The following is a 20,865-nucleotide window of genomic DNA, read 5'->3' as shown; positions in this document are numbered from 1 at the left end:
GCTTCGCTCGCCAACCCACCCCCGGCCCCTCCCTTTCAGGGAGGGGAGAAGTTAGTCCCGCTCCAGCCCCAAAATCCGCCGGTTCCTCGCCGCATCCGGCGCTGTCCCGGCAAAGTCGTCGAACGCCCGGTCGGCCTTGCGGATCATGTGCGCTTCGACGAACGGCGCGCCTTCGGCGGCGCCCTGTTCGGGGTGCTTGAAGCAGCATTCCCATTCGACCACCGCCCAGCCGGCATAGTCATATTTGGTGAAGGCCGAGAAGATCGCGCCGAAATCGATCTGGCCATCGCCGAGCGAGCGGAAGCGGCCGGGGCGGTCGGCCCAGTCGGCATAGCCGCCATAGACGCCGGCGCGGCCATTGGGGCGGAACTCGGCGTCCTTCACATGGAACATGCGGATGCGGTCGTGGTACCGGTCGATGAAGTCGACATAATCGAGCTGCTGCAGCAGGAAATGGCTGGGATCGTAGAGGATGTTGGCGCGGGGATGCTCACCGACCGCGGTCAGGAAGCGCTCCCAGCTGATCCCGTCATGCAGGTCCTCGCCGGGATGAATCTCGAAGCATGCATCGACGCCATTCTCCTCGAACACGTCGAGCAGCGGTAGCCAGCGTGTCGCCAGTTCCCTGAAGCCTTCCTCGACCAGGCCGGCGGGGCGCTGCGGCCAGGGATACATGGTGTGCCAGAGCAGCGCGCCGGAGAAGGTGGCGTGCGCGTTGAGCCCCAGGCGGCGGCTGGCGCGGGCGGCCATGCGGACCTGTTCCTTGGCCCATTCAGTGCGCTCGGCCGGCTTGCCATGCACTTCGGCGGGGGCGAAGGCGTCGAACAATTCGTCATAGGCGGGGTGCACCGCGACGAGCTGGCCCTGGAGATGAGTCGACAGCTCGGTGATCGCGACCCCGGCTTCCGCGCACACCCCGGCGACCTCGTCGCAATAATCCTGGCTTTCGGATGCCTGTTTCAGGTCGAACAGCCGCGCATCCCATGTCGGGATCTGTACCCCGGCATAACCGAGATCGGCCGCCCATCTGGCGATCGCGCCAAGCGAATTATACGGCGCCGTGTCGCCGGCAAACTGCGCCAGGAAGATGGCGGGACCCTTCATGCATCGTCTCCAAGATCGGTCCCAAGATGGGTCCAAGTGCCGCCGCCCGCGCTGCTGTCACAAGCGGCCTGGATGAAGCGCATGCCGGCGACGCCATCGGCGAGGCTGGCATAGCAGGGCGAGGCGGGCGCGTTGCCGCGCACTGCGTCGGCAAAATCGCGATAGATATTGGCGAAGGCCTCGAGATAACCCTCGGGATGGCCCGAGGGCACGCGCGTCACGCGCATCGCCGCCTCGCCGAGATAGGTCCGGTCGACGCCGGGCGTCCAGATCTCCTCCGGCCCGCCGCGCCGCGCGACGCGCAGATGGTTGGGATGCTCCTGATGCCAGTGCAGCCCGGCCTTTTCGCACCAGACCGATATCTCCAGCCCGTTCGAATCGCCGGTGCAGATCTGGCTGGCGACCAGGGTACCGCGCCCGCCGCCCGAGAGATGGAACATCGCGGCGCCGTCATCGTCGAGCAGCCGGCCCGGCACGGCGGCGCGCAGTTCCGCCGAGAGGCGGGTCATGCGCTCGCCGGTGAAATATTCGACCAGGTTAAAGGCATGCGTGCCGATATCGCCGAACGCGCCAGCCAGGCCCGAGCGCGCCGGATCGATCCGCCATTCCGCTTGCTTGCCGACCGCGTCGCCGGCCCCGGCCAGCCACCCTTGCGTGTAACGCACCGCGACGCGCCGCACCGCGCCAAGATCGCCCGCCGCAACGAGCGCGCGGGCCTGCCGCACCATCGGATAACCGAGATACGTATGCGTGACGCCGACCAGCCCGCCGGTGCGCGTGGCCGCTGCCCGGAAAGCGAGCGCGGCGTCGAGCGTGTCGGTCAGCGGCTTGTCGGTGAGCACGGGAAAGCCCGCCTCCAGCGCGGCGATGGCGACGGGCGCATGGACATGGTTGGGGGTGACGATCGCGATGAATTCGGCGCGCTCGTCCTCGGGCAGTGCCTTCTCGCCGTCGAGCAGCGCCTGGTAGCTGGCATAACTCCGCTCTGGCGCGATGCCCGCCGCGACGCCGGAGCGTTTCGCGCGCTCGGGATCGCTGCTCAGCGCACCCGCGACCAGCCGGCAATTGCCGGCGATGGCGGCGGCGGTGCGGTGAACCGGGCCAATGAACGCGCCCTCGCCCCCGCCGACCATCGCATAGCGGACCGGATCCGTCATGCGGCGAGGGTCTTCAGATAGGCCATGCTCTCGGCGATCGCGGCAAGCGGGGGCTGGACCCATGGCGGTTCCTGCTCGACGAACCAGCTCTTGATCGGTGCGGCCTTGGCGGCGGCGAAGACCGATGGCCAGTCGATGCTGCCCTTGCCGATCGGCACGGTGGTCAGGTCGTCGGCGATCCGCCCGGCCTTGCGTTCCTTCGTCGCGATGTCCTTGACGTGGAGCAGCTCGATCCGCGCGCCATGCTCCTTCAGCACATGCGCCGGATCATGCCCGGCCGCGGCGGCCCAGCCGAGATCGAGCTCGAACGCGACGAGCGCGGGATCGGTGTGCTCGAGCAATTCGTGGAACGCGACCTTGCCGTCATAGGCAAGGAATTCGGCCGGATGGTTGTGATAGGCGAAGCGCATGCCGAGCGCTTTCGCGCGCGCGCCGATCTCGTTCATCCGCGCGGCGTTGCGGCGCCAGTCGTCGAGCGTCATCGCCTCGGCGACGGCCTGGATCCAGGGGCGCTTCGGATCGAGCGGTTTCGCCGAGGCGGGGGAAGAGGCCACGAAAAATTTTACGCCGACCTCGCGCGCGGCGGCGAGCTTGGTTTCGAATTCGTCCATCAGATCGCGCATCGAATAATGGCAGGAGACGCAATCGAGCCCGGCGGCGGCCACGCCCTTGCGAAAATCGGCCGGCGACAGACCGACCCAGCCGGCGGCCTCGACCCGGTCATAACCGATCGCCTTGACCGATTTCAGCGTGCCGGCGAAATCCTTCGCCAGATCGTCCTTCACTGCCCAGAGCTGGAGCCCCGGCGGAAGCCCTAGCGGCATGGCATGGGCATCGGCCGGCAGAAACGCGGTGGCAATGGCAGCGCCTGTGGCACCGAGAAAAGTACGGCGATCGAGCATCGGACCCCTCCATCGGGAGTCGCGGGCTGGCGCCGCTTCCTTCGCACCTTGTTGTGCGCTCCCATCCTATATGATTGACCGGGAGGCGCGGCGATGCAAGCCGCAACAACAGCCGCCGGTCGCGCCATGCGACCGCGCGGCCAGGTCAGAGTGCGCCGCTCCACACCCCGATCATGATGACGAGGGGAAAGCTGGCGAGGATGAGGGGCATGATCTGCTTCACGGGATGTCTCCTGCGCGCGGGACAGCGCCGGACGACCGGCGCTGCCCTTTTGCGGTGAGTGGAAAGGCGGGGGTCGTTCAGAAACGATAGCCCGCGCCGAGCAGGACCTGGTGACGCGAAACATGGTCGCCATAGTCGCTGTAGCGATATTCGGCCTTGGCATAGAGATGGTCGCCAAGCATCTGCTCGACGCCGGCACCGATGCGGTAGCCATCTTCATTGGTGCTCACCGTGGAGACGGTGTTGCCGGTGGTGCCGCCAAGCGTGGTGCGCAGGCGGAACTGACTGTTGGCATAGCCCGCCTTGACATAAAGCAAGGTGCTCGGCGCGACCTTGGCGCCCAGGCGCAGCGACACGTCGATGTCGCGGCCGGTGGTCAGGTGAAAATTGGTGGTGCCGATCGACGCGTCGGCGCTGCCCGAAACCTGTCAGCCGATGCCGGCCTCGGCGCCGATCGTGAAACGGGAGCCGATCGGCAGATCATAGCCGACCGCGCCGCCGATCCGCAGGCCATCGACACTGTCCTGATCGGACGGAACGCCGACATCGGCGTGCGTCGAATCATAGCCGAAGGTCGCTTCGACGCGGGGACCGGTGAAGCTGTGCGCCTCATCCTGCGCACAGGCAGGGGTAGCCGCGAGCGCGGCGGCGAGAGCAAGAACGAAGAGAGTGGTACGCATTACTAGTCTTTCCTTGAATATTCCCCGGTCCTTTGCCGGGTGACGTCGGCGGCCTGGATTGGCCGCGCTGAGGGCCGCTAACGGGAACGGTTGCGCAATGAACCCGCCGCGCGACCGGTGCGACTAATCGTCGTCGAGCATGGCGGATTGCCCGACGAATGAGACCGGAACGGGCTTATTGCCCCTTGTTGCCGGCGCGCGCGGCTGCCGTCGGCGAAAAAAGGGAAGGAACCGGGCCCCAACGCAAATCGACCACCCGAACCCATGGTCCGGATGGCCGATGCCGGCGCCGCCAGTGAGGGGCAAAGGCGAACGCTGCGTACCGTCATCGCCGGGGGGCTTGGTTAGACGGTACGGCAGCCTGTCTGACGCATTCGCCTTTCAATGTCCGCAACGTTGCGACGGGGGTGCGACCAACCTGTTGCGGTGCGGCATGGCGCCGTAGAGCGGGCAAGAAGAGGATTCACGCGAAGACGCGAAGGCGCGAAGAAGTTGCGCGAGAGGTGAACCGTACGGCTCCCACGGCCGCGGGTTGACCCATTTCTCCGGCGATCGGGCGAGCTGCCCGCCCCAAAACCCCTTCGCGCCTTCGCGCCTTCGCGTGAATCTCCTCGCGGCCCGTCGAAGCCGGCCGCCCGATGGCGATCCGGCTACGCCTTCAACCGGTGCCGCACTTCGCCCCAATGCCGCGGGCCGACGCGGACGACGGCGCCCGATTTCAGCTCGAGCACCATGTGCCGCCCGATCGCGCTGATCCGCAGCACCGAGCCCGGCCGGACAAAGGCGGAGCGGTGGACCCGGATCATGTGCGCCGGATCCAGCCCCTGTTCGAGCGCGCCCATGGTGATGCGGATCATGTGGCTGCGTTCCGGCGTATGGAGCAGCGCATAGTCCTTGGCCGCCTCGATCCACTCGATCGACTCCACCGGCACGCGAATCTCGCCGCGCGAGGTGGGGATCCAGAATTCCTCCTGATAGGCGCCGCGTGGCGCGGGCGCGGAATCGTCCGCCTCGTCGTCATTGTCGGCGACGCCGGCGACCGGCGTTTCGGCCGGGGCAGTCGCGGCCAGCCGCCGCAGCACCGAGCGGATGCGCGCCAGCAGCTCGCGCGGCTCGAACGGCTTCATGATATAATCGTCGGCGCCCAGCTCCAGCCCGACGACGCGGTCGATCACGTCGCGGCGCGCGGTGAGCATGACGATGCCGATGGTCGGGTTCAGCGCGCGCAGCCGGCGCGCGATGCTGAAGCCGTCCTCGTCGGGCATGGTCACGTCGAGCACGACGAGCGTCGGCATGCCGCGCCCGAGGATGATATCGAGATCGGCGCCGCCGCCGGCCTCGTCCACGTCCATGCCCTGCTCGCGCAGATAGGCGGCGACCGGCTCGCGCAGGTCTTCCTCGTCGTCGACGACAACAATGTGCGGATTGGCTGGGGTGGTCATGCGAGATCCATCTGCTTGAGGAACCGGTGCACCGCATCGGGCATGAAGGGCTTTTCGAGGACGGGACGCTTGACCTCCTCGAGGAACCGGGCGGCCGCGACGCCCAATGTATCGCCGGTGGCGAAGGCGACGCGGTCGAGCAGGTCGGGCCGCTCGGCCGCGATCCAGGCATGGAGCTGCGGCCCGTCGATGCCGGGCATGCGCAGGTCGCTGATCACGAGATCATAATATCCCGTGGCGAGCTTTTCCTGCGCCGCGCGGCCGCCGACGGCGATGTCGCAGGCAAAGCCCTCGATCGACAGGAAGTCGGCGAGCGATTCGGCGATTTCGAGCTCGTCGTCGACGACCAGGGCCTTGCGTGCCGGAGCCTCGACCGCGGGCGCGGGGTCCTCCGCGACGGCCGGCTGGGCGCGCTCGGCGTCGATCGGCAGGGTCAGGCGGAAACAGGCGCCGCGCGCGGCGGGCACCAGCTCGAGCCGGCCGCCATGCGCCTCGGCCAGGCCTTGCGAGAAGGACAGGCCGACGCCGGTGCCCTGGCCCTGCGGCTTGGTGGTGAAGAAGGGCTCGAAGATGCGGCGGCGCGCCTCTTCCGGAATACCCGGGCCATTGTCGGCGACGTCGAGGATGACGGTGCCCGGCTCGTGGCCGATCCTGGTGCGCACGGTCAGCGCGCGGTCGGGCACGCCGGCCTCGACCAGAGCCTGTTGCGCATTGACGATCAGGTTGATGATGATCTGGTGGAGCTGGTCCGAATCCGCCGAGATGTTGGGCAAAGCGGGGGCAAGATCGCGGGTAGCGGCGATGCCGTCGTTGCGCAGGCCATATTCGGCAAGGTCATAGGCGGCATTGGCCACCGCGTTGAGATCGACCGGCTCGCGCTCGGGCCGTTTCTGGCGCGCCATGGCGAGGAAGGTCTGGACGATGCGGGCGCAGCGATCGGCGGCGCGGCGAATCTTCTGCGCGCGCTCGGCGAGTTCGCCGCCGCGCGACTGGCGCTCCATCATCACCGCCTGGGCGACGACGATCGACAGCGGGTTGTTGAGTTCGTGACTGACCCCGGCGAGCAGCGAGCCGAGCGCCGACAGTTTCTCGGTCTGGTAGAGCGCTTCGCGCGAGCGGGCCAGGTCCGCCTCGGCGCGCTTGCGCTCGGTCAGGTCGAGGGTGAAGCCGCCGGTGCGCGCGACCCCGGCGCCGGTGATTGGGAAGACCATCGACAGGACATGGGCGATGTCGCCCATGCCGGTGAGCGCGATCTCGGCGCTGGCGACCTGGCCGTCCTGGGCAAGTTGCTCCAGCCGGTTCAACTCGGCGGTGATATCCGCCGGGAAGATCTCGTCGGTATGCGCGCCGTACAGCTCCTCCGGGCTGCGGCCGAGCGCCTTGGCGAATTCGGGATTGACCCGGATATAGCGCCCCTCGCCATTCTTCAGGTGCATTGCGACCGGCGCGTTTTCGAGAAAGGCGGAGAGCTGCGCCTCGCTTTCGGCGAGCCGTTCTTCCGAATGGGCGCGTTCCAGCACGGCGAGCGTGCGGTCTGCGAGATCGCGGACCAGGTCGACTTCGCTGTCGGTCCAGATCCGGGGCCTGTCCTGCTGCACCGAGAGCACCGCCACGATCACGCCCGCCCGCATCATCGGCAGGGTCAGCACCGCCGCGATCTGCAGCGAGTCGAACAGCGGCCGGTTCTGCTCGTCGAACCGCGGGTCGGTCGCGACGTCATTCACTCGCACCGGCAGGCCGCTCATATGCGCCGCGGCCAGCTTCGTGCCGAGCGCGGCGGAAGGGTAGCGCTGGTTGACGATGCTGGGCAGGCCGGTGGTCCATTCCTGGAGAACGCACAGCGCGGCGCCGTCGTCTTCGGCCTCGGCGAAATTGGTGCGCATCGCGCCGAGATGCTCGCCCAGCGCCGCGAGCGTCTCCGCCAGGATGTCGCGCGCGTTGGTATGCTGGCGGATCCGGTCGTTCCAGGACAGCAGGAACGCCTGGTTGCGCTCGCGTTCCTGCAGCGCGGCCTGGGCATGGGCGCGTTCGAGCGCCACCCAGGTGCGCTCCGCGATGTCGCAGATCAGCTGGATCTCGCCGTCATGCCAGCGCCGTGCTTCCTTGTGCTGCACCGACAGGGCGGATCGCATGCGGCCGCCCTGCACCAGCGGCGCGCTGACAAAGGCCCGGATATCGGCGTCGAGATAGCGCGCGACCGCGGCCGGTTCGAGCCGCGGGTCGTTCGCGACATCCTCGTAGCGGATGATTTCGCCGGCGGTCCATTCGCGGTCGACCGCGGCGCCGACGCTCTGCAGCAGGAAGCTGTTGCCGCGGATGCTGGAGACGGCGTCCCGCCACTCCCCCGTCACGGTGAACATCTTTCCCGTCGGGTCGCATTCGGCATAGGTGGTGCGCGTGGTGCCGAGGTGCCCGCCCAGCCATTCGAGCGTGGTCGCGATGATCGCGTCGGGCGAGGCCTCGCCGCGAATCCTGTCGCTCCAGTCGATCAGAAAGGCCTGGTGGCGTTCGCGTTCGAGCAGCTCGGCTTCGGCGCGGGCGCGTTCGAGCATCACCCAGACGCGCTCGGCGACGTCGCGCAACAGCTGGATCTCACTGTCGCGCCAGTGCCGCGGGGCGTTGTTCTGTACCGAGAGGGCGGAGCGGACCTTGCCGTTCTCGACCAGCGGAATGCTGACGAAGGCCTGGATTTCGGTGGCGAGATAGGCGGGCACGCGCCCTTGCTCGATGCGCGGATCGGTGACGATATCGTCATAGCGCACGATCGCGCCCGCGATCCATTCCTGCTCCACCATGTCGCCCACATCGTCGAGCGAGAAGCTGCCGCCGGCGATGCTGATCACGTCGGCGCGCCATTCGCCCTGGATATGGAAGACGCGGCCGCTGTCGTCGCTTTCGGAAAAGGTCGCGCGGGTGACGCCGAGATGACGGCCGAGTGCCTCCAGGGTGGTCTGCATGATCGCGTCGGGCGAGGCCTGGCCGCGCACCCTGTCGCTCCAGGCGAGCAGAAAGGCCTGGTTGCGCTCACGCTCCTGCAGCGCCGTCTCGGCGCGCGCGCGGGACAGGGTTGCCCAGACCCGCTCGGCCAGCTCCTCGCACAATTCGATCTCGTCGCGAGTCCAGATGCGGACCGCGGTGTCGAGCACCGCCAGCATGGCGACGGGCCGGCCTTCCTTCACGATCGGTACGTTGATGCTGGACCGCACGCCCATCAGGTCGGCGGCGCGCTGCACCGGGTCCTCCGCCGAGCGGCCGAGCAGGTGATTGTCCTCGACGACCCGGCTCTCGTTCCAGTCATAACGCTCGGCAAGGCTGGCAAAGGCCTTGTTCAGCCCGAACCGGTCGGCGGCGCCGCGCTGGGGCACGCCGCCCATCGCGTGGAACACGTCGAGCGTGTCCGCGTCGCCACCCTCGGTCTCGCCATAGAGCATGTGCGGGATGCCGAGATGCTCGGCCAGGATGCGCGACAGGCCGGTCAGGATCGCGTCGGCATTGCTCAGGTCGCGCGACTGGTCGTGAAAAGTGCGCAGCACCGCCTGGCGCCGGTCGTGCGCCTGCTTGTCGCTGAAATCGATCTGCACCCCGCACCAGCGCACGACGGTGCCGCTCGAGTCGCGGATCGGGACGGCCTTGCTGAGGAAGGGACGGTAGGAACCGTCGGGGCAGAGCATGCGCAGCACCACGGTCGAGGTCTCGCCCGCATCCCAGGACTGTTTCCAGGTCTTCAGCGCGAGCGGCAGATCGTCGGGATGGCAGATCCCGCTCGGGTCGCCCTGCTCAGCGCTGGTCCCGCCGAACATCTCGTACCACTGGCTGTTGGCCCAGCGCAGCACGCCATTCTCGTCGCCGACCCAGCACAGGCCGGGCAGATTCTCCGCGAGCATGCGGAACTGCTCTTCGCTTTCGCGCAGCTCGGCGACGGCGCGCAGCTGCGACAGCGTGTCGGCCGGATAGCGGTCGCGAATGGCGTCGGTGCCGGGTCTGTCCTGCATGCTGCTCTGCCCCTCTTGTCCGACATGATAGCGCCATTCCGGTGCTTTGCAGAAGAGCGGGCCTGCAGCCCGGTCGCGGGCAATGTCGGATTCGTCGCAGCTTCGTCGCATTCGTCGCAAGCCGCAGCCGTTAAGCTGCTGGATCGCGCAGGATTAATGCCATGGAAAGTGTATCCGCCGGCTCCGGCATCAATGCACCAAAGGGCGGAGAATCCCTTCGAAATCTCGCCGTGGGGTGTTTTGCGTCGATCTGCCGCGACCGGCTGGCCGACGAGCTGCTGGTTTTTTCGCGCAGCCGGCCGGACGTCGACATCGGCGTGCACGAAATGCAGCGCGGCGCGCTGCTGCCGGCGCTCCGGAACGGCAACCTGTCGCTCGCGGTGCTGCCGGGCAAGCCAGAGCCCTACACGCATTCGATCGGCCTGTGGCACGACCGGGTGCTGGTGGCGATGCCGCCCGGCCACCGGCTGGCCGCTTCGGCGACGGTCAGGCCGGCCGATCTGCGCGACGAGATCTTCCTGACCTCGCAGCAGCAGTTCGGCGGCGACATGCACCGGTTCCTGGCCCAGCGAATCCTGCCGATCGGGCCAGCGCTGAACACGACGATCATCGATCTCGGCCCGCCCCGGATCCTCGCCCGCGTCGCCCAGGGCGAGGGTATCGCGCTGATCAGCGGCAGCCATGAGGAATTGCTGGGCGACGGGCTGGTGGTGCGGCCGGTCGATGCGGTCGGCGCGCTGTTCCCGGTGCGGGCCTATTGGATCCAGGAGGACCCGGCCGAGCCGCTGGCCGGCCTGATCGCCAGCCTGAAGGCGCGCGCCGGGCCGTTCATTGCGCGCTAGCGCCGGATGGTGGTGGGCCCGTCGGGATTCGAACCCGAGACCTACAGATTAAAAGTCCGTTGCTCTACCAACTGAGCTACGGGCCCCGACCAGGGACGCGCGTTACGAGCGGCGCGGGCGGCGGTCAACCGCGCGTGCGCGTGTCGCGAGCTGACGCACCGTCAGCCCGGTTGCCGGATCGCGCCAGGCGGGGACCAAAGCGGCGAGCGGATCGAGCACGAAGCGGCGCTGGCGAAAGGCGCGGTGCGGCACCGTCAGCGCGGCACCGGACCAGATGCCGCCCGACCACAGGATGATGTCGAGATCGATCACCCGGGCGCCCCAGCGGCGGCCCGGGCGGCGGCCGAAAGCGCGTTCGATGGTTTTCAGCCGGGCGAGCAGTTCTGGCGGCGATTCGGGCGAATCGAGGATCAGCGCGGCATTGGCGAAGCGGCGCGACGAGGGGCCGAGCGGCGGCGTGGCGAAGAATCGCGACACCGCGGTGACCGGCCCGAGCGCGGCGATCGCGGCGCGCAGTTCCGCCTCGGGCGGGCCGTGGCGGCCCGGGCGGTTCGATCCGATCGCGATGGCATATCTTGTTATCGGCACGCGGACGTGCGTAGCGCCCTATGATGTTCGCCCCAAGCCCGATCCCCGATACCGAGCCCTCGCACGATTGCCCGCTCTGCCCGCGCCTCGCGGCGTATCGTGAGACGGTCCGGGCCGAGCAGCCCGACTGGTGGAACGCGCCGGTGCCGGCCTGGGGCGATCCCGGGGCGTGGCTGGTGATCGTCGGGCTCGCGCCGGGCAAGCAGGGTGCGAACCGTACCGGGCGGCCCTTTACCGGGGACGGATCGGGGGCGCTGCTGTTCGGGGCGCTCGCCAGATATGGGCTCGCCAGCGGCGATTATGAGGGCACGCCCGAGGATTCGCTGAAGTTGCACGGCGCGATGATCCTCAACGCCGTCAAATGCCTGCCGCCGCAGAACAAGCCAGTGCCCGAGGAGATTCGTACCTGCCGGCATTTCCTGGAAAGCCAGGTCGCGGCTTTGCCGAAAGCGCGTGTGTTCGTGGCGCTGGGGCAGGTCGCGCATCAGTCGGCCGTGAAGATCCTGGGCGGCAAGCTGCCGAAATGCCGCTTCGCGCATCTCGCCGAGCACCGCGTGCCCGACGGGCGGCTGCTGATCGATAGCTATCATTGCTCGCGCTACAATCAGAATACCGGCCGGCTGACCGACGAGATGTTCGACGCCGTGTTCGCCCGGGCGCTGGAGCTGAAGCCGGCCTGAGTCGACCCTCCAGTTTCGCCGTTCGTTTCGAGCGAAGTCGAGAAACCTGCTCCCTCGTCGACCGGTGTCTCGACTTCGCTCGACACGAACGGAAAGAAGCGGACTCGTTTCGGTGGAAATCTAGATCGCCAGCACCAGCACCGCGACGACCAGGGTGACGATGCCGAGCAGGAAGGTGCGGTCGGCCCACCCCTCCCAGCGATCGAGCTCGAGCGGGGAGCGGATCGACAGATAGGACAGGCCGCAGCTCATGCTGAAGCAGACCGCGCTGAGCCAGGCGACTTCGTCGGCCAGCGATTTCTGCGCCTGGTTGGTGATGTGCAGGCCGGCGATGATGAGCAGGGTGATGCCCAGCAGGTTCGACGCGGCGTTCAGGATGTGCGTTGTCTTCTGCATGGGCGCGGCCATGGGCGCTCCAATGTGAACTCAGCCGAAACGGCGTGGATTGCGGGTGAAATCGCGCCTTTCCATGATAGGATGGATAATCATCGAGGAGAGTCGCCATGCGTATCGTTGCGATCCTTGCCCTGCCGGTCATGATGGCCGCCGCGCCGGCGCCTGACCCGGCTCCGGAGTCGGGCGGCGTCAAGCCCGTCTGCCAGAACAGCGCTGTCCAGAAGGTCGAGCAGCGCAAAGTGCCGGTCCGCCCGCACAAGCTGACGGCCGAGCCGCCCGCGAAGCAGGTGCTGACCGTGCTTCGGACGGTGGATGGCTGTTCGCAGCCGGTGGTGATCCGCGAGGACGTGGGCGAGGCGCCGCGGCCTTAGGGCGGCGTGACCCTGATCTCACTCGGCGACAACATATACGCTTCCCCGGCGAAGGCCGGGGTCCAGTTGGGGGACCTTTGAAAGGGTCGCTCCGGCCGTTTCCTTCTGTTTCCCCACTGGGCCCCGGCCTCCGCCGGGGAAGAAGAAAAATATAATCGCCCAAGCGTTTCGGTGTGACGGCTACTTCGACGGAAGCCCGCCCCTAGATATCCTGCGTCAGCCGCCCGTACAGTTCTGGCCGGCGATCGCGGAAGAAGCCGAAGGCGGCGCGGTGGCGCTTGATGCGGTCGAGGTCGAGTGTCGCGACCAGCACGCCGGTTTCCTCCGCGCCGAACTCCGCGATCAGGTCGCCGCGCTCGTCGGTGATGAAGCTGTGGCCGTAGAAATGCTGGCCATGTTCAGTGCCGATGCGGTTGGCGGCGACCACCGGCACGACGTTCGACACGGCATGGCCGACCATCGCGCGGCGCCATAGCCGGCTGGTGTCGAGATCGGCGTCATGCGGCTCGCTGCCGATCGCCGTCGGGTAGAACAGCACCTCGGCGCCCATCAGCATCATCGCGCGTGCGGTCTCGGGATACCATTGGTCCCAGCACACCCCGACGCCGAGCGTCGCGGACGGGCCGGGCCAGACCTTGAAGCCGGTATTGCCGGGTCGGAAATAGAATTTCTCTTCATAGCCCGGGCCGTCGGGGATGTGGCTCTTGCGGTAGACGCCCATCAGCCCGCCATCGGGGCCGATCATCGCCAGGCTGTTGTAATGATGCGGGCCGTCCGCCTCGAAGAAGCTGGTCGGGATGGTCACGCCCAGTTCGGCGGCGAGGCTTTGCATGGCGAGCACTGCCTTGTGCTCGCCGACTGGCCTGGCATTGGCGAACAGGCCTTCGTCCTCGACCCGGCAGAAATATTCGCCCTCGAACAGCTCGGGCGGCAGGATGACCTGCGCGCCTTTCGACGCGGCCTCGCGGACCAGTTCGGAGACATGGGCGATGTTCGCGTCGATATCGTTCGAAAAGGCGAGCTGGAGCGCGGCGACGGTGATTTCGGTCATGCGGGAGCCCTTAGCGACTTGGCGGCAAAACGTCAGGCCGGAATCTGCTGGCTGATGCAGTGGAAGCTGCCGCCGCCGGTGAGAATCGCGTCTGCCCGCAGGCCGACGACATGCCGGTCGGGGAACAGCGCCTGGATCGCCGCCACGGCCAGCGCATCGTTCGCCGCGCCATATTGCGGGACGACCACGGCGGCGTTGCCGATATAGAAGTTCATATAGCTGGCGGGGATGATCTCCTCGTCGCGCAGCACGCGGCCGGGCGAGGGCAGGCGCACGATCTCGACATCGTGGCGCGCCGCGTCGCGCGCCGCATGCTGATAGACCAGCCAGTTGGGGTCGTCCTCGGCGGGCTCGGGAATGGCGAGCCGGCCCGGCGCGACGAAGCGCGCGAGATTGTCGACATGGCCGTCGGTATGGTCGTGCAGCAACCCGTCGCCGAGCCAGATCACCCGGGAATAGCCGAGATCCGCGTCAAGCCGTGCCTCGATCTCGGCTCGGGACAGATCGGGGTTGCGGTTCGGGTTGAGCAGGCATTGCGCAGTGGTGACGACCAGCCCGGTGCCGTCGCCGTCGATCGCGCCGCCTTCGAGAATCCAGTCGCAGCTGTCGGTCGGGATCCGGCGCTCCGCGGCGAGGCGCAGGCCGATATCGTCGTCGCCGGGCAGGTCGTATTTGCCGCCCCAGCCGTTGAAACGGAAATCGCGCGCGCGGCCGTCGCCGGTGACGATCGCGGCGGTATCGCGCAGCCAGATGTCGCCGAACGGCTCGACCACCACCTGCGCCGCGTCGCCGGCCAGCGCCCGGGCGGCATCGGCCGCTTCCTCATCGGCGGCGACGAGCAGCACGCGCTCGCCCTTGCCCTCGGCATGGACGGCGCGCGCAAAGGCGGCGACTTCCTCGCGCGCGGGTTCGAGATCGTCCTCCCACAGATCGGGATGGCTCGGAAAACCGATCCAGACGGCCTTGTGCGGCGCCCATTCGGCGGGTGGGGTAAGGGTGTTCACTTTGCCTCCGCGCGACTCTTGTCGCGAACCGCGCGGAATTCGGCGGTCGGATACCAGTTAGGCCATGATGCGCCGTCCGCAAGGGTGCGGCCCATGGTGTAATAGAGCTTCACGTCCTGCAGCGCGGCGCCCCAGTCCCAGGCGGGATCATATTCGTCCTGCGGCTTGTGATAGCGGTTGGTGTTGTAATCGTCCGCCGCCGCCTTGCCGGCGGCCGGGCCGCCGACGACCAGGTCCTCGCCCGCGCTGCCGTCGAGCATCGGCACGCCGAGCTTGGCGAAGCTGAAATGGTCGGACCGATAATAATAGCCGCGCTCGGGCGAGGGTTCGGGCGCGATGCGCCGGCCCTGCGCCGCGACCATCGGCCTGACCATGTCCTCCAGCTCCGACTTGCCCGCGCCGGTGATGACGAAGTCCTTTGCTTGCGGGTAGATCTTCAGTGCGTCCATATTGACTCCGCCGACCGTCTTGCCGAGCGGATAGACGGGGTTCTCGGCATAGAATTTGGAGCCGAGCAGGCCCGATTCCTCAGCGGTGACGGCGAGGAACACCTGGGAGCGCTTCGCTGGACCCGCCTTGCTGTTGGCCTCGGCCATGGCGACCAGGGCGGCGACACCCGAGGCATTGTCGACCGCCCCGTTGCAGATGTCGTCGCCCTTGACCGCGTCGCAGCGGCCGAGATGATCCCAATGCGCCGAATAGAGCACGACCTCATCGGGCCGCGCGGTGCCGGGCAGGATGCCGATGACGTTCTTCGAGGCCTGGCGGCGGATCGTGTTGGCAAAGCTGACATTGGCCTTCACGCCGAGCGGCACGGCCTTGAAGCCCTTGACCTTCGCGGCGGCGGAGAGCGCGACGAAATCCTTGCCGGCGCTGGCGAACAGTGCCTCGGCCGCCGGCTTCTGGATCCAGCCGATCGCTTTCGACTGGTCCATATGGTCGCCGGGCGTATCCTGCTGAAGCTGCGGGCCGGTCCAGCTCGACTGGACGACGCCCCAGCCATAGGCAGCCGGCTCGGTATCATGGACGATGATCGCGGCGGCGGCGCCCTGGCGGGCTGCTTCCTCGAACTTGTAGGTCCAGCGGCCATAATAGGTCATCGCGCGACCGCCGAAATCGCCGTCGAGCGTCATGGTCTGCCAGTCGGGGTCGTTGACCAGGATGACGACCGTCTTCCCCTTCACGTCGAGTCCGGCATAGTCGTTCCAGCCGCGCTCGGGCGCGTTGATGCCGTAGCCGACGAACACGACCTCGCTGCCCTTCACCTCCGCTTTGGGCACGACCTGATAGGTCGCGATGACCATGTCGGTGCGATAGGCGAGGCTGACCGGCGTCTTGCCCCCGGTGAAGCTGAGCGGTGAGACGTTCTGGCCGGTGATCTCGACCAGCGGCACGTCCTGGAACCAGCTGCCCTTGTTGCCTGGCTTCAGGCCCGCGGCCTTGAAGCGCTCGACGATATAGGCGGTGGTCTTGTCCTCGGCCGGTGTGGCGGGCGCACGACCCTCGAAATCGTCGGACGACAGCGTCTTGGTCACGTCCTTCAGCGTCTGTAGCGGGATTTCGGGCGAATCGGGCGCCGCGGCAGTGAGGATGAAGGCGGCGGACAGCAGGAGAAGGGCGCGCATCTTGGTTCCTTGCAGGCCTTGGGACGGGCGGCGTTCTGGCAGCGCGCCGGGACCGGCGCAAGCGGTGGGGGATAGAACCAAAATGGAGGGAACCCGTGTTTGCGCCGCTTGGGTGGCGCGCTACTGTTCCAGTAACGTGTTGAATCGGGGGTATCATTGAAACATTGGCTTCTGGCGGCGGCCCTGGCGTCCGCATCCTATCTTGGCGCTCAGCCGGCGATGGCGGCGAGTGAGGCGGCAGTGAAATTTGGCGCACGGCAGGCGGTGGAGCAGATCAGTCTGGCCCCGGACGGCAAGTCGATTGCCCTGATTCAGCCGGGGCCTGGCCGCAGCGCGCTATTGTATGTCGTAAATCTGGTCGGCAAGCCGGAGATGAAACCTATCCTGGCCTCCACAGGCGAACCGGAGCGGTTGACGGATTGCCGTTGGTCCACTGGTACGCGGCTGATCTGCCGGTTTTTTATTATAGAGAAGATCGGAGGGGAGCTCCGCGCTTATACCCGCCTCGTCACCCTGAAATCCGATGGCTCGGACATGAAGCCATTGAGTGCGCGTAGCACGTCCAATTCTCTTGGTATCGCCTCTGGAGGCGGTGGCGTGGTCGATTGGCTGGGTGACGACACAGGCAACGTCCTCATGGCGCGAACCTTTGTACCCGAGGAAACCGTCGGATCAATGCTGCGAAGTTCACGTAACGGGCTTGGCGTCGAACGAGTGGATACGACGACCTTGGTACGCAAGATCGTCGAAGAGCCGAAACCCAGTGCATCGGAATATATCTCGGATGGTCGCGGCACGATCCGCGTCATGGCCATCCAGCCAGACACGAGCACGGGGATGATAGGAAACCGGACGATATATAGTTATCGTAAACAGGGGAGTCGCGAGTGGTTGCCGTTAAGCACGGTGATCTATGACGGCGGCTTGTCGAAAGGGTTCGAGCCTTACGCCGTCGATCCCGATCTCAACGTCGCCTATGGTCTTGATAATGAGAGCGGCCGTACCGCGCTGTTCAAGGTTGCCCTCGATGGCAGCCTGAAGAAGGAGCTGGTGTTCGAGCATCCACACGTCGATGTCGACCAACTTGTCCAGATTGGCCGTCAGGCGAGGGTTGTCGGCGTCGGCTACAGCGAAGACAAGCCCCGGACCGCGTTTTTCGACCCGGCGCTCAAGGCGTTTGGCGCATCCCTGGCCAAGGTTTTGCCGCCTCAGTCGATGGTGAGTTTCGTTGACGCGAGCGCCGATGAGAAGAAGCTGTTGCTGTGGGCAGGAAGCGACACCGATCCAGGCCGGTTCTACTTGTTCGACAAGACGACGAAAGGCCTGACGGAGATATTGGCGGTCCGGCCCCAGTTGGCGAAGACGGTGCTTGCTCAGGTGAAGCCGATTACCTTCCCCGCCGCGGATGGAACGATGATACCGGGCTATTTGACATTGCCCCCGGGGAGTGATGGCAAGAACATTCCCGCGATCGTATTGCCGCATGGCGGTCCCGAGGCTCGGGACGAATGGACGTTCGATTGGCTCCCGCAGTTCTTCGCCAATCGCGGTTTTGCGGTGCTCCAGCCGAATTATCGCGGATCGACCGGCTATGGCGAAGCCTGGTTCATGAAGAATGGCTATCAATCCTGGCGCACCGCCATTGGCGACGTAAACGATGGGGGCCGATGGCTGTTGAAGCAGGGGATTGCGGCGCCGGACAAGATCGCGATCGTCGGCTGGTCCTATGGCGGCTACGCAGCATTGCAATCGGAGGTTCTTGATCCGGGCCTGTTCAAGGCAGTTGCCGCGGTCGCGCCGGTTACCGACCTCCAAGCGCGCCTCGACAGGGCAAAGGAATATACTGATTACAAGCTGGTCGAAGCCAGGATCGGCAAAGGTCCGCACGTTATCCAGGGTTCGCCCGCACGAAATGCCGAGCGCATTCAGGTGCCCGTATTGTTGTTCCACGGCGACCGGGATCTCAACGTAGAGGTCGAGCAGTCGCGAATCATGGAGTCACGACTCAAGGCAGCTCACGGCAGAGTGGAATATATCGAGTATAAGGGTCTCGATCATCAGCTGGTCGATGACAAGGTGCGAGCCGAGGTGCTCGACAAGATCGATACGTTCCTGCGCAAATCCATGGACATCGCCAGTACGGCCAATTGATCGGATTCGAACCGCGTCCGCTCAGCGAGGGGCGGCAGTAGAGAGTGGACAACTTGAACCAAAAGAAAGGGCGGCCCCTTGCGGGGCCGCCCTTGTTTCCGTGATCCGAAGACCGATCGATCAGCGCGAGTAGAACTCGACGACCAGGTTCGGCTCCATCTTCACTGGATAGGGAACTTCGTCCAGCGTCGGCACGCGGGTGAAGGTCACCTTGGCGGTGCCGTCCGGCGCGACATAATCGGGGATGTCGCGCTCGGCGAGGCTCTGCGCTTCCATCACCAGCGCCATTTCCTGCGCCTTGGAACCCAGCGTGATCTCCATGCCCGGGAACACGCGGCGCGACGCGATGTTGCACTTCACGCCGTTGACCTTGATGTGGCCGTGGCTGACGAGCTGGCGCGCGGCGAACACGGTCGGCGCGAACTTGGCGCGGTACACGATCATGTCGAGGCGCTGCTCGAGCAGGCCGATCAGGTTCTGGCCGGTATCGCCCTTCATGCGGGCGGCCTCATGGTAGCATGCCCGGAACTGCTTCTCGGTCACATCGCCATAATAGCCCTTGAGCTTCTGCTTGGCGCGCAGCTGGATGCCGAAATCGGAAACCTTGCCCTTGCGGCGCTGGCCGTGCTGGCCGGGGCCGTATTCGCGCTTGTTCACCGGGGACTTCGGACGACCCCAGATGTTCTCGCCCATACGGCGATCGAGCTTGTACTTGGCGCTGGAGCGCTTCGACATGTATATTACCTTTGCAAGTGCCAACAACAAGACCGGCACCCGAAGGCGCCGATCGATATCCGGTCATCGCTCTGCCCCATGATTCGGAATCGAGGATTCGAGAATCAGGCAGGGCCGCCGCTTCACCGGAGTGCGGGGCCTTTTGCGAAGGGGCGGCCTCTTGCAGAAAGAGTCGCCGCGGTCAACCTTATAACGCCCGCGTCAAAGCGGGCCGGTGCCCATGCCGACACGACGATCGGTGAACCTGCGCGCCGCATCGGCATTCGCCTCGTCGATGCTCTTCCATTCCGCCTTAGTGTGGCACTGGCGCTTGCCGCCGAGGATCGAGCCGGTGGTTTCGGTGCGGCGGCAGATCTTCTTGTCGGGATCGGCGGGCTTGTCGTCCTTGGCGAATGCCGGAGTGGACGAGAGCATGAGACAGCTTAGCGCCAGGGTGGCAAAGAGACGCATGGTAGATTTTCCTCAGGAGACACAATCGAGTCGCAATTCGCCGCAGTGCAGCGTTGCCGGAGAGGTAGCTTTAACTAGGCTTACTCGCAAGACCCCAGAAAATGGCGATTTAGTGACAGAATAGTTGGTTCCAGAACGGCCATTTAGTGAGCGGCGCTGCAGCGCTGGACACCTGTCCCAGTGGCGTTATCAGGCCATATGACCGAGACGATCCTGCCAGGCGCCGATTGTTCCAATATGGTCGAGGTGCGCGCCGGCGTCGACCAGGTCGACCTTGAGCTGATCGCCCTGTTCGCGCGCCGTTTCGCCTATATGGACGCGGCGGCCCGCATCAAGACCGAACGCGGCGCGGTGCGCGACGAGGCCCGCAAGGCGCGGGTGATCGCCAACGCCCGCGCCGCGGCCGAAGCGGTGGGCCTGCCCGGCACCGTGATCGCCGATCTGTGGGACCGGCTGGTCGAGGCCTCGATCGCGTATGAGATGGCGGCGTTCGACCGACGGAAAGATTAGCTGGAAGGTCGCGGGGGCCAGAATCCGCCCAGACGCCATGGCGGGTTCGGCGGGGCCTCCGGATCGGGCAGGGCGAAGTTGAGATAGCCGAAATAGGAGGCGATCAGCCGCCCGTCGCGCGGCACCACCGCCGTCCGTCCGTGCAGGAAGCGCGTATTGTCCAGCATCAGGATATCGCCGCGCCGCCATGCCACCGCCGCGGTAATCTCCTCGCCCATGTCGCGGACGAGATGAGTCCAGGCGGGCGGGACGAGCGTGCCGTCGTCGAACAGCGGAAAATCCCAGCGATCGATGCTGTAGCGCGCGAACAGCAGGAAATTGCCAAAGGCCAGTCGATCGGTGAACATCGGCTTGTGCAGGAAGGGGCGGCTGAAGCTGCGCCGGATCTGGTCGCCGTCTAGCCGGAACGTGAAGGGGCAGCGCGCGGGCGGATTGGCCAGTTGCGCATTGGATGGTTCCGTCGTGCCGAACCAGGTGATCAGCTCGTCCTGTGTCGTATGTCGCGTGTAGCGCAGCCGCCGCGCGGCCATCTCTGCGCGCAGCGCAGACGGCAGCCGCTCGACCAGCGCACTACCGTCGCAGACCGTCGTCGCCCCCATCCGCCGCGGCGGGTGGAGGCAGGCGAAGAAACACACGTCCGGCTTCCACGGCTCGCGCGACAATTCGGGGTGGAGCGGGAACGCCGCGGTGCCCAGGCTGACTGACTGGATATTGCGCGCATCGTCGAGCAATTGCCGGCCGCGGCTTTCGTTGAAGACCGAGCCAGAGCAGAACTGCGCGGTGAAACGACCAAAAACGTCGAGGTCAGTGGTGAAGCCGCGCAGCAGCAGCGCGCCATGATGCTTGTAGGCTTGGATGATCGTGTCGGTCGGAATCTCGAGCGGGCTCTTCTCGCCCTTGGCCCGGATGGTGAGATAAGGGGTGGCCGCATCGGGCGGAATCAGGTCGGCCATCGGCGGGCG

20 protein-coding genes and 1 tRNA gene are annotated in these 20,865 nt (G+C 66.4%); 5 read left to right on the top strand and 16 right to left on the bottom strand.

Annotated elements, in window-relative coordinates; genetic code table 11:
• Positions 1–51: 51 nt before the first annotated feature.
• The 7 genes from ACZ1I5_RS19815 to ACZ1I5_RS19785 all read right to left on the bottom strand — a co-directional run bounded on the left by ACZ1I5_RS19815 (position 52) and on the right by ACZ1I5_RS19785 (position 9,500).
• Positions 52–1,104, bottom strand: coding sequence for a sugar phosphate isomerase/epimerase family protein (locus ACZ1I5_RS19815; protein ID WP_465170951.1), 1,053 nt, complete (start codon positions 1,102–1,104; stop codon positions 52–54).
• Positions 1,101–2,261 (bottom strand): Gfo/Idh/MocA family protein, encoded by a 1,161-nt coding sequence (locus ACZ1I5_RS19810; protein WP_465170950.1) that lies wholly within the window; start codon positions 2,259–2,261, stop codon positions 1,101–1,103. Before ACZ1I5_RS19810 ends, ACZ1I5_RS19815 begins: the two co-directional genes overlap by 4 nt.
• A complete protein-coding gene (locus ACZ1I5_RS19805; protein ID WP_465170949.1) occupies positions 2,258–3,163 on the bottom strand; it encodes a sugar phosphate isomerase/epimerase family protein in 906 nt (301 codons plus the stop codon). Before ACZ1I5_RS19805 ends, ACZ1I5_RS19810 begins: the two co-directional genes overlap by 4 nt.
• A gap of 300 nt (positions 3,164–3,463) precedes the next feature.
• A complete protein-coding gene (locus tag ACZ1I5_RS19800; RefSeq protein ID WP_465174006.1) occupies positions 3,464–3,748 on the bottom strand; it encodes an outer membrane protein in 285 nt (94 codons plus the stop codon).
• A 66-nt stretch (positions 3,749–3,814) separates the two neighbouring features.
• Positions 3,815–4,066 carry a hypothetical protein gene (locus ACZ1I5_RS19795; RefSeq protein ID WP_465170948.1) on the bottom strand — a complete coding sequence of 84 codons (252 nt, stop codon included), beginning with the start codon at positions 4,064–4,066 and terminating at the stop codon, positions 3,815–3,817.
• Positions 4,067–4,716: 650 nt separating this feature from the next.
• Entirely contained in the window at positions 4,717–5,508 is a 792-nt protein-coding gene (locus tag ACZ1I5_RS19790; RefSeq protein WP_465170947.1) for a response regulator, read from the bottom strand.
• Complete coding sequence (locus ACZ1I5_RS19785) at positions 5,505–9,500, bottom strand: GAF domain-containing protein (RefSeq protein WP_465170946.1); 3,996 nt, start codon at positions 9,498–9,500, stop codon at positions 5,505–5,507. Before ACZ1I5_RS19785 ends, ACZ1I5_RS19790 begins: the two co-directional genes overlap by 4 nt.
• 161 nt (positions 9,501–9,661) lie before the next feature.
• Here ACZ1I5_RS19785 and ACZ1I5_RS19780 point away from each other — a divergent pair, with 161 nt between their 5' ends.
• Complete coding sequence (locus tag ACZ1I5_RS19780) at positions 9,662–10,342, top strand: LysR family substrate-binding domain-containing protein (protein WP_465170945.1); 681 nt, start codon at positions 9,662–9,664, stop codon at positions 10,340–10,342.
• Positions 10,343–10,352: 10 nt separating this feature from the next.
• Here the strand turns inward: ACZ1I5_RS19780 and ACZ1I5_RS19775 are convergent.
• Positions 10,353–10,428, bottom strand: a tRNA-Lys gene (locus ACZ1I5_RS19775).
• A gap of 16 nt (positions 10,429–10,444) precedes the next feature.
• Complete coding sequence (gene folK, locus ACZ1I5_RS19770; protein ID WP_465170944.1) at positions 10,445–10,930, bottom strand: 2-amino-4-hydroxy-6-hydroxymethyldihydropteridine diphosphokinase; 486 nt, start codon at positions 10,928–10,930, stop codon at positions 10,445–10,447.
• A gap of 20 nt (positions 10,931–10,950) precedes the next feature.
• Between folK and ACZ1I5_RS19765 the strand changes: the two genes are divergently transcribed.
• Positions 10,951–11,610: a uracil-DNA glycosylase gene (locus tag ACZ1I5_RS19765; RefSeq protein ID WP_465170943.1), complete on the top strand. Its 660-nt coding sequence runs from the start codon at positions 10,951–10,953 to the stop codon at positions 11,608–11,610.
• A 120-nt stretch (positions 11,611–11,730) separates the two neighbouring features.
• On the opposite strand, the gene ACZ1I5_RS19760 is transcribed toward ACZ1I5_RS19765, so the two are convergent.
• The gene (locus ACZ1I5_RS19760) at positions 11,731–12,006 is read right to left on the bottom strand and encodes a hypothetical protein (RefSeq protein WP_465170942.1); all 276 of its coding nucleotides are present in this window, start codon (positions 12,004–12,006) and stop codon (positions 11,731–11,733) included.
• 107 nt (positions 12,007–12,113) lie between these two features.
• Between ACZ1I5_RS19760 and ACZ1I5_RS19755 the strand changes: the two genes are divergently transcribed.
• Positions 12,114–12,377, top strand: a complete 264-nt coding sequence (locus tag ACZ1I5_RS19755; protein WP_465170941.1) for a hypothetical protein — start codon at positions 12,114–12,116, stop codon at positions 12,375–12,377.
• A gap of 202 nt (positions 12,378–12,579) precedes the next feature.
• Here the strand turns inward: ACZ1I5_RS19755 and aguB are convergent, their stop codons facing one another.
• The 3 genes from aguB to ACZ1I5_RS19740 are packed head-to-tail and all read right to left on the bottom strand — an operon-like array spanning position 12,580 to position 16,057.
• The gene (aguB, locus tag ACZ1I5_RS19750) at positions 12,580–13,428 is read right to left on the bottom strand and encodes an N-carbamoylputrescine amidase (protein ID WP_465170940.1); all 849 of its coding nucleotides are present in this window, start codon (positions 13,426–13,428) and stop codon (positions 12,580–12,582) included.
• A gap of 32 nt (positions 13,429–13,460) precedes the next feature.
• A complete protein-coding gene (locus tag ACZ1I5_RS19745) occupies positions 13,461–14,432 on the bottom strand; it encodes an agmatine deiminase family protein (RefSeq protein ID WP_465170939.1) in 972 nt (323 codons plus the stop codon).
• Positions 14,429–16,057 (bottom strand): M28 family peptidase, encoded by a 1,629-nt coding sequence (locus ACZ1I5_RS19740; RefSeq protein ID WP_465170938.1) that lies wholly within the window; start codon positions 16,055–16,057, stop codon positions 14,429–14,431. The genes ACZ1I5_RS19745 and ACZ1I5_RS19740 overlap by 4 nt, the downstream gene beginning before the upstream one ends.
• Positions 16,058–16,213: 156 nt before the next feature.
• Here ACZ1I5_RS19740 and ACZ1I5_RS19735 point away from each other — a divergent pair, with 156 nt between their 5' ends.
• Complete coding sequence (locus ACZ1I5_RS19735; RefSeq protein WP_465170937.1) at positions 16,214–18,208, top strand: alpha/beta hydrolase family protein; 1,995 nt, start codon at positions 16,214–16,216, stop codon at positions 18,206–18,208.
• Between the two features lie 120 nt (positions 18,209–18,328).
• Here the strand turns inward: ACZ1I5_RS19735 and rpsD are convergent, their stop codons facing one another.
• Together rpsD and ACZ1I5_RS19725 are read right to left on the bottom strand one after the other, a co-directional pair.
• Positions 18,329–18,943, bottom strand: a complete 615-nt coding sequence (rpsD, locus tag ACZ1I5_RS19730) for a 30S ribosomal protein S4 (protein ID WP_372857725.1) — start codon at positions 18,941–18,943, stop codon at positions 18,329–18,331.
• Between the two features lie 201 nt (positions 18,944–19,144).
• The gene (locus ACZ1I5_RS19725; protein WP_465170936.1) at positions 19,145–19,393 is read right to left on the bottom strand and encodes a hypothetical protein; all 249 of its coding nucleotides are present in this window, start codon (positions 19,391–19,393) and stop codon (positions 19,145–19,147) included.
• 198 nt (positions 19,394–19,591) lie between these two features.
• Between ACZ1I5_RS19725 and ACZ1I5_RS19720 the strand changes: the two genes are divergently transcribed.
• Positions 19,592–19,903 carry a chorismate mutase gene (locus ACZ1I5_RS19720; RefSeq protein WP_465170935.1) on the top strand — a complete coding sequence of 104 codons (312 nt, stop codon included), beginning with the start codon at positions 19,592–19,594 and terminating at the stop codon, positions 19,901–19,903.
• Here ACZ1I5_RS19720 and ACZ1I5_RS19715 read toward each other — a convergent pair.
• A complete protein-coding gene (locus ACZ1I5_RS19715) occupies positions 19,900–20,856 on the bottom strand; it encodes a TauD/TfdA family dioxygenase (protein WP_465170934.1) in 957 nt (318 codons plus the stop codon). The genes ACZ1I5_RS19720 and ACZ1I5_RS19715 overlap by 4 nt on opposite strands.
• Between the last annotated feature and the right edge of the window lie 9 nt (positions 20,857–20,865).

It is taken from the genome of Sphingomonas sp. BL-S-30 (assembly GCF_055521475.1).
The sequence above is the reverse complement of the archived record's forward strand: the minus strand, read 5'-3'. Positions and strand labels throughout refer to the sequence as shown.

What these genes read in the sequence shown, in the direction of transcription:
- ACZ1I5_RS19815 (WP_465170951.1), bottom strand. Translation starts at nt 1,104, where the DNA reads ATGAAGGGTCCCGCCATCTTCCTGGCGCAGTTTGCCGGCGACACGGCG.
- ACZ1I5_RS19810 (WP_465170950.1), bottom strand. Translation starts at nt 2,261, where the DNA reads ATGACGGATCCGGTCCGCTATGCGATGGTCGGCGGGGGCGAGGGCGCG.
- ACZ1I5_RS19805 (WP_465170949.1), bottom strand. Translation starts at nt 3,163, where the DNA reads ATGCTCGATCGCCGTACTTTTCTCGGTGCCACAGGCGCTGCCATTGCC.
- ACZ1I5_RS19795 (WP_465170948.1), bottom strand. Translation starts at nt 4,066, where the DNA reads ATGCGTACCACTCTCTTCGTTCTTGCTCTCGCCGCCGCGCTCGCGGCT.
- ACZ1I5_RS19790 (WP_465170947.1), bottom strand. Translation starts at nt 5,508, where the DNA reads ATGACCACCCCAGCCAATCCGCACATTGTTGTCGTCGACGACGAGGAA.
- ACZ1I5_RS19785 (WP_465170946.1), bottom strand. Translation starts at nt 9,500, where the DNA reads ATGCAGGACAGACCCGGCACCGACGCCATTCGCGACCGCTATCCGGCC.
- ACZ1I5_RS19780 (WP_465170945.1), top strand. Translation starts at nt 9,662, where the DNA reads ATGGAAAGTGTATCCGCCGGCTCCGGCATCAATGCACCAAAGGGCGGA.
- ACZ1I5_RS19765 (WP_465170943.1), top strand. Translation starts at nt 10,951, where the DNA reads ATGATGTTCGCCCCAAGCCCGATCCCCGATACCGAGCCCTCGCACGAT.
- ACZ1I5_RS19760 (WP_465170942.1), bottom strand. Translation starts at nt 12,006, where the DNA reads ATGCAGAAGACAACGCACATCCTGAACGCCGCGTCGAACCTGCTGGGC.
- ACZ1I5_RS19755 (WP_465170941.1), top strand. Translation starts at nt 12,114, where the DNA reads ATGCGTATCGTTGCGATCCTTGCCCTGCCGGTCATGATGGCCGCCGCG.
- aguB (WP_465170940.1), bottom strand. Translation starts at nt 13,428, where the DNA reads ATGACCGAAATCACCGTCGCCGCGCTCCAGCTCGCCTTTTCGAACGAT.
- ACZ1I5_RS19740 (WP_465170938.1), bottom strand. Translation starts at nt 16,057, where the DNA reads ATGCGCGCCCTTCTCCTGCTGTCCGCCGCCTTCATCCTCACTGCCGCG.
- rpsD (WP_372857725.1), bottom strand. Translation starts at nt 18,943, where the DNA reads ATGTCGAAGCGCTCCAGCGCCAAGTACAAGCTCGATCGCCGTATGGGC.
- ACZ1I5_RS19725 (WP_465170936.1), bottom strand. Translation starts at nt 19,393, where the DNA reads ATGCGTCTCTTTGCCACCCTGGCGCTAAGCTGTCTCATGCTCTCGTCC.
- ACZ1I5_RS19720 (WP_465170935.1), top strand. Translation starts at nt 19,592, where the DNA reads ATGACCGAGACGATCCTGCCAGGCGCCGATTGTTCCAATATGGTCGAG.
- ACZ1I5_RS19715 (WP_465170934.1), bottom strand. Translation starts at nt 20,856, where the DNA reads ATGGCCGACCTGATTCCGCCCGATGCGGCCACCCCTTATCTCACCATC.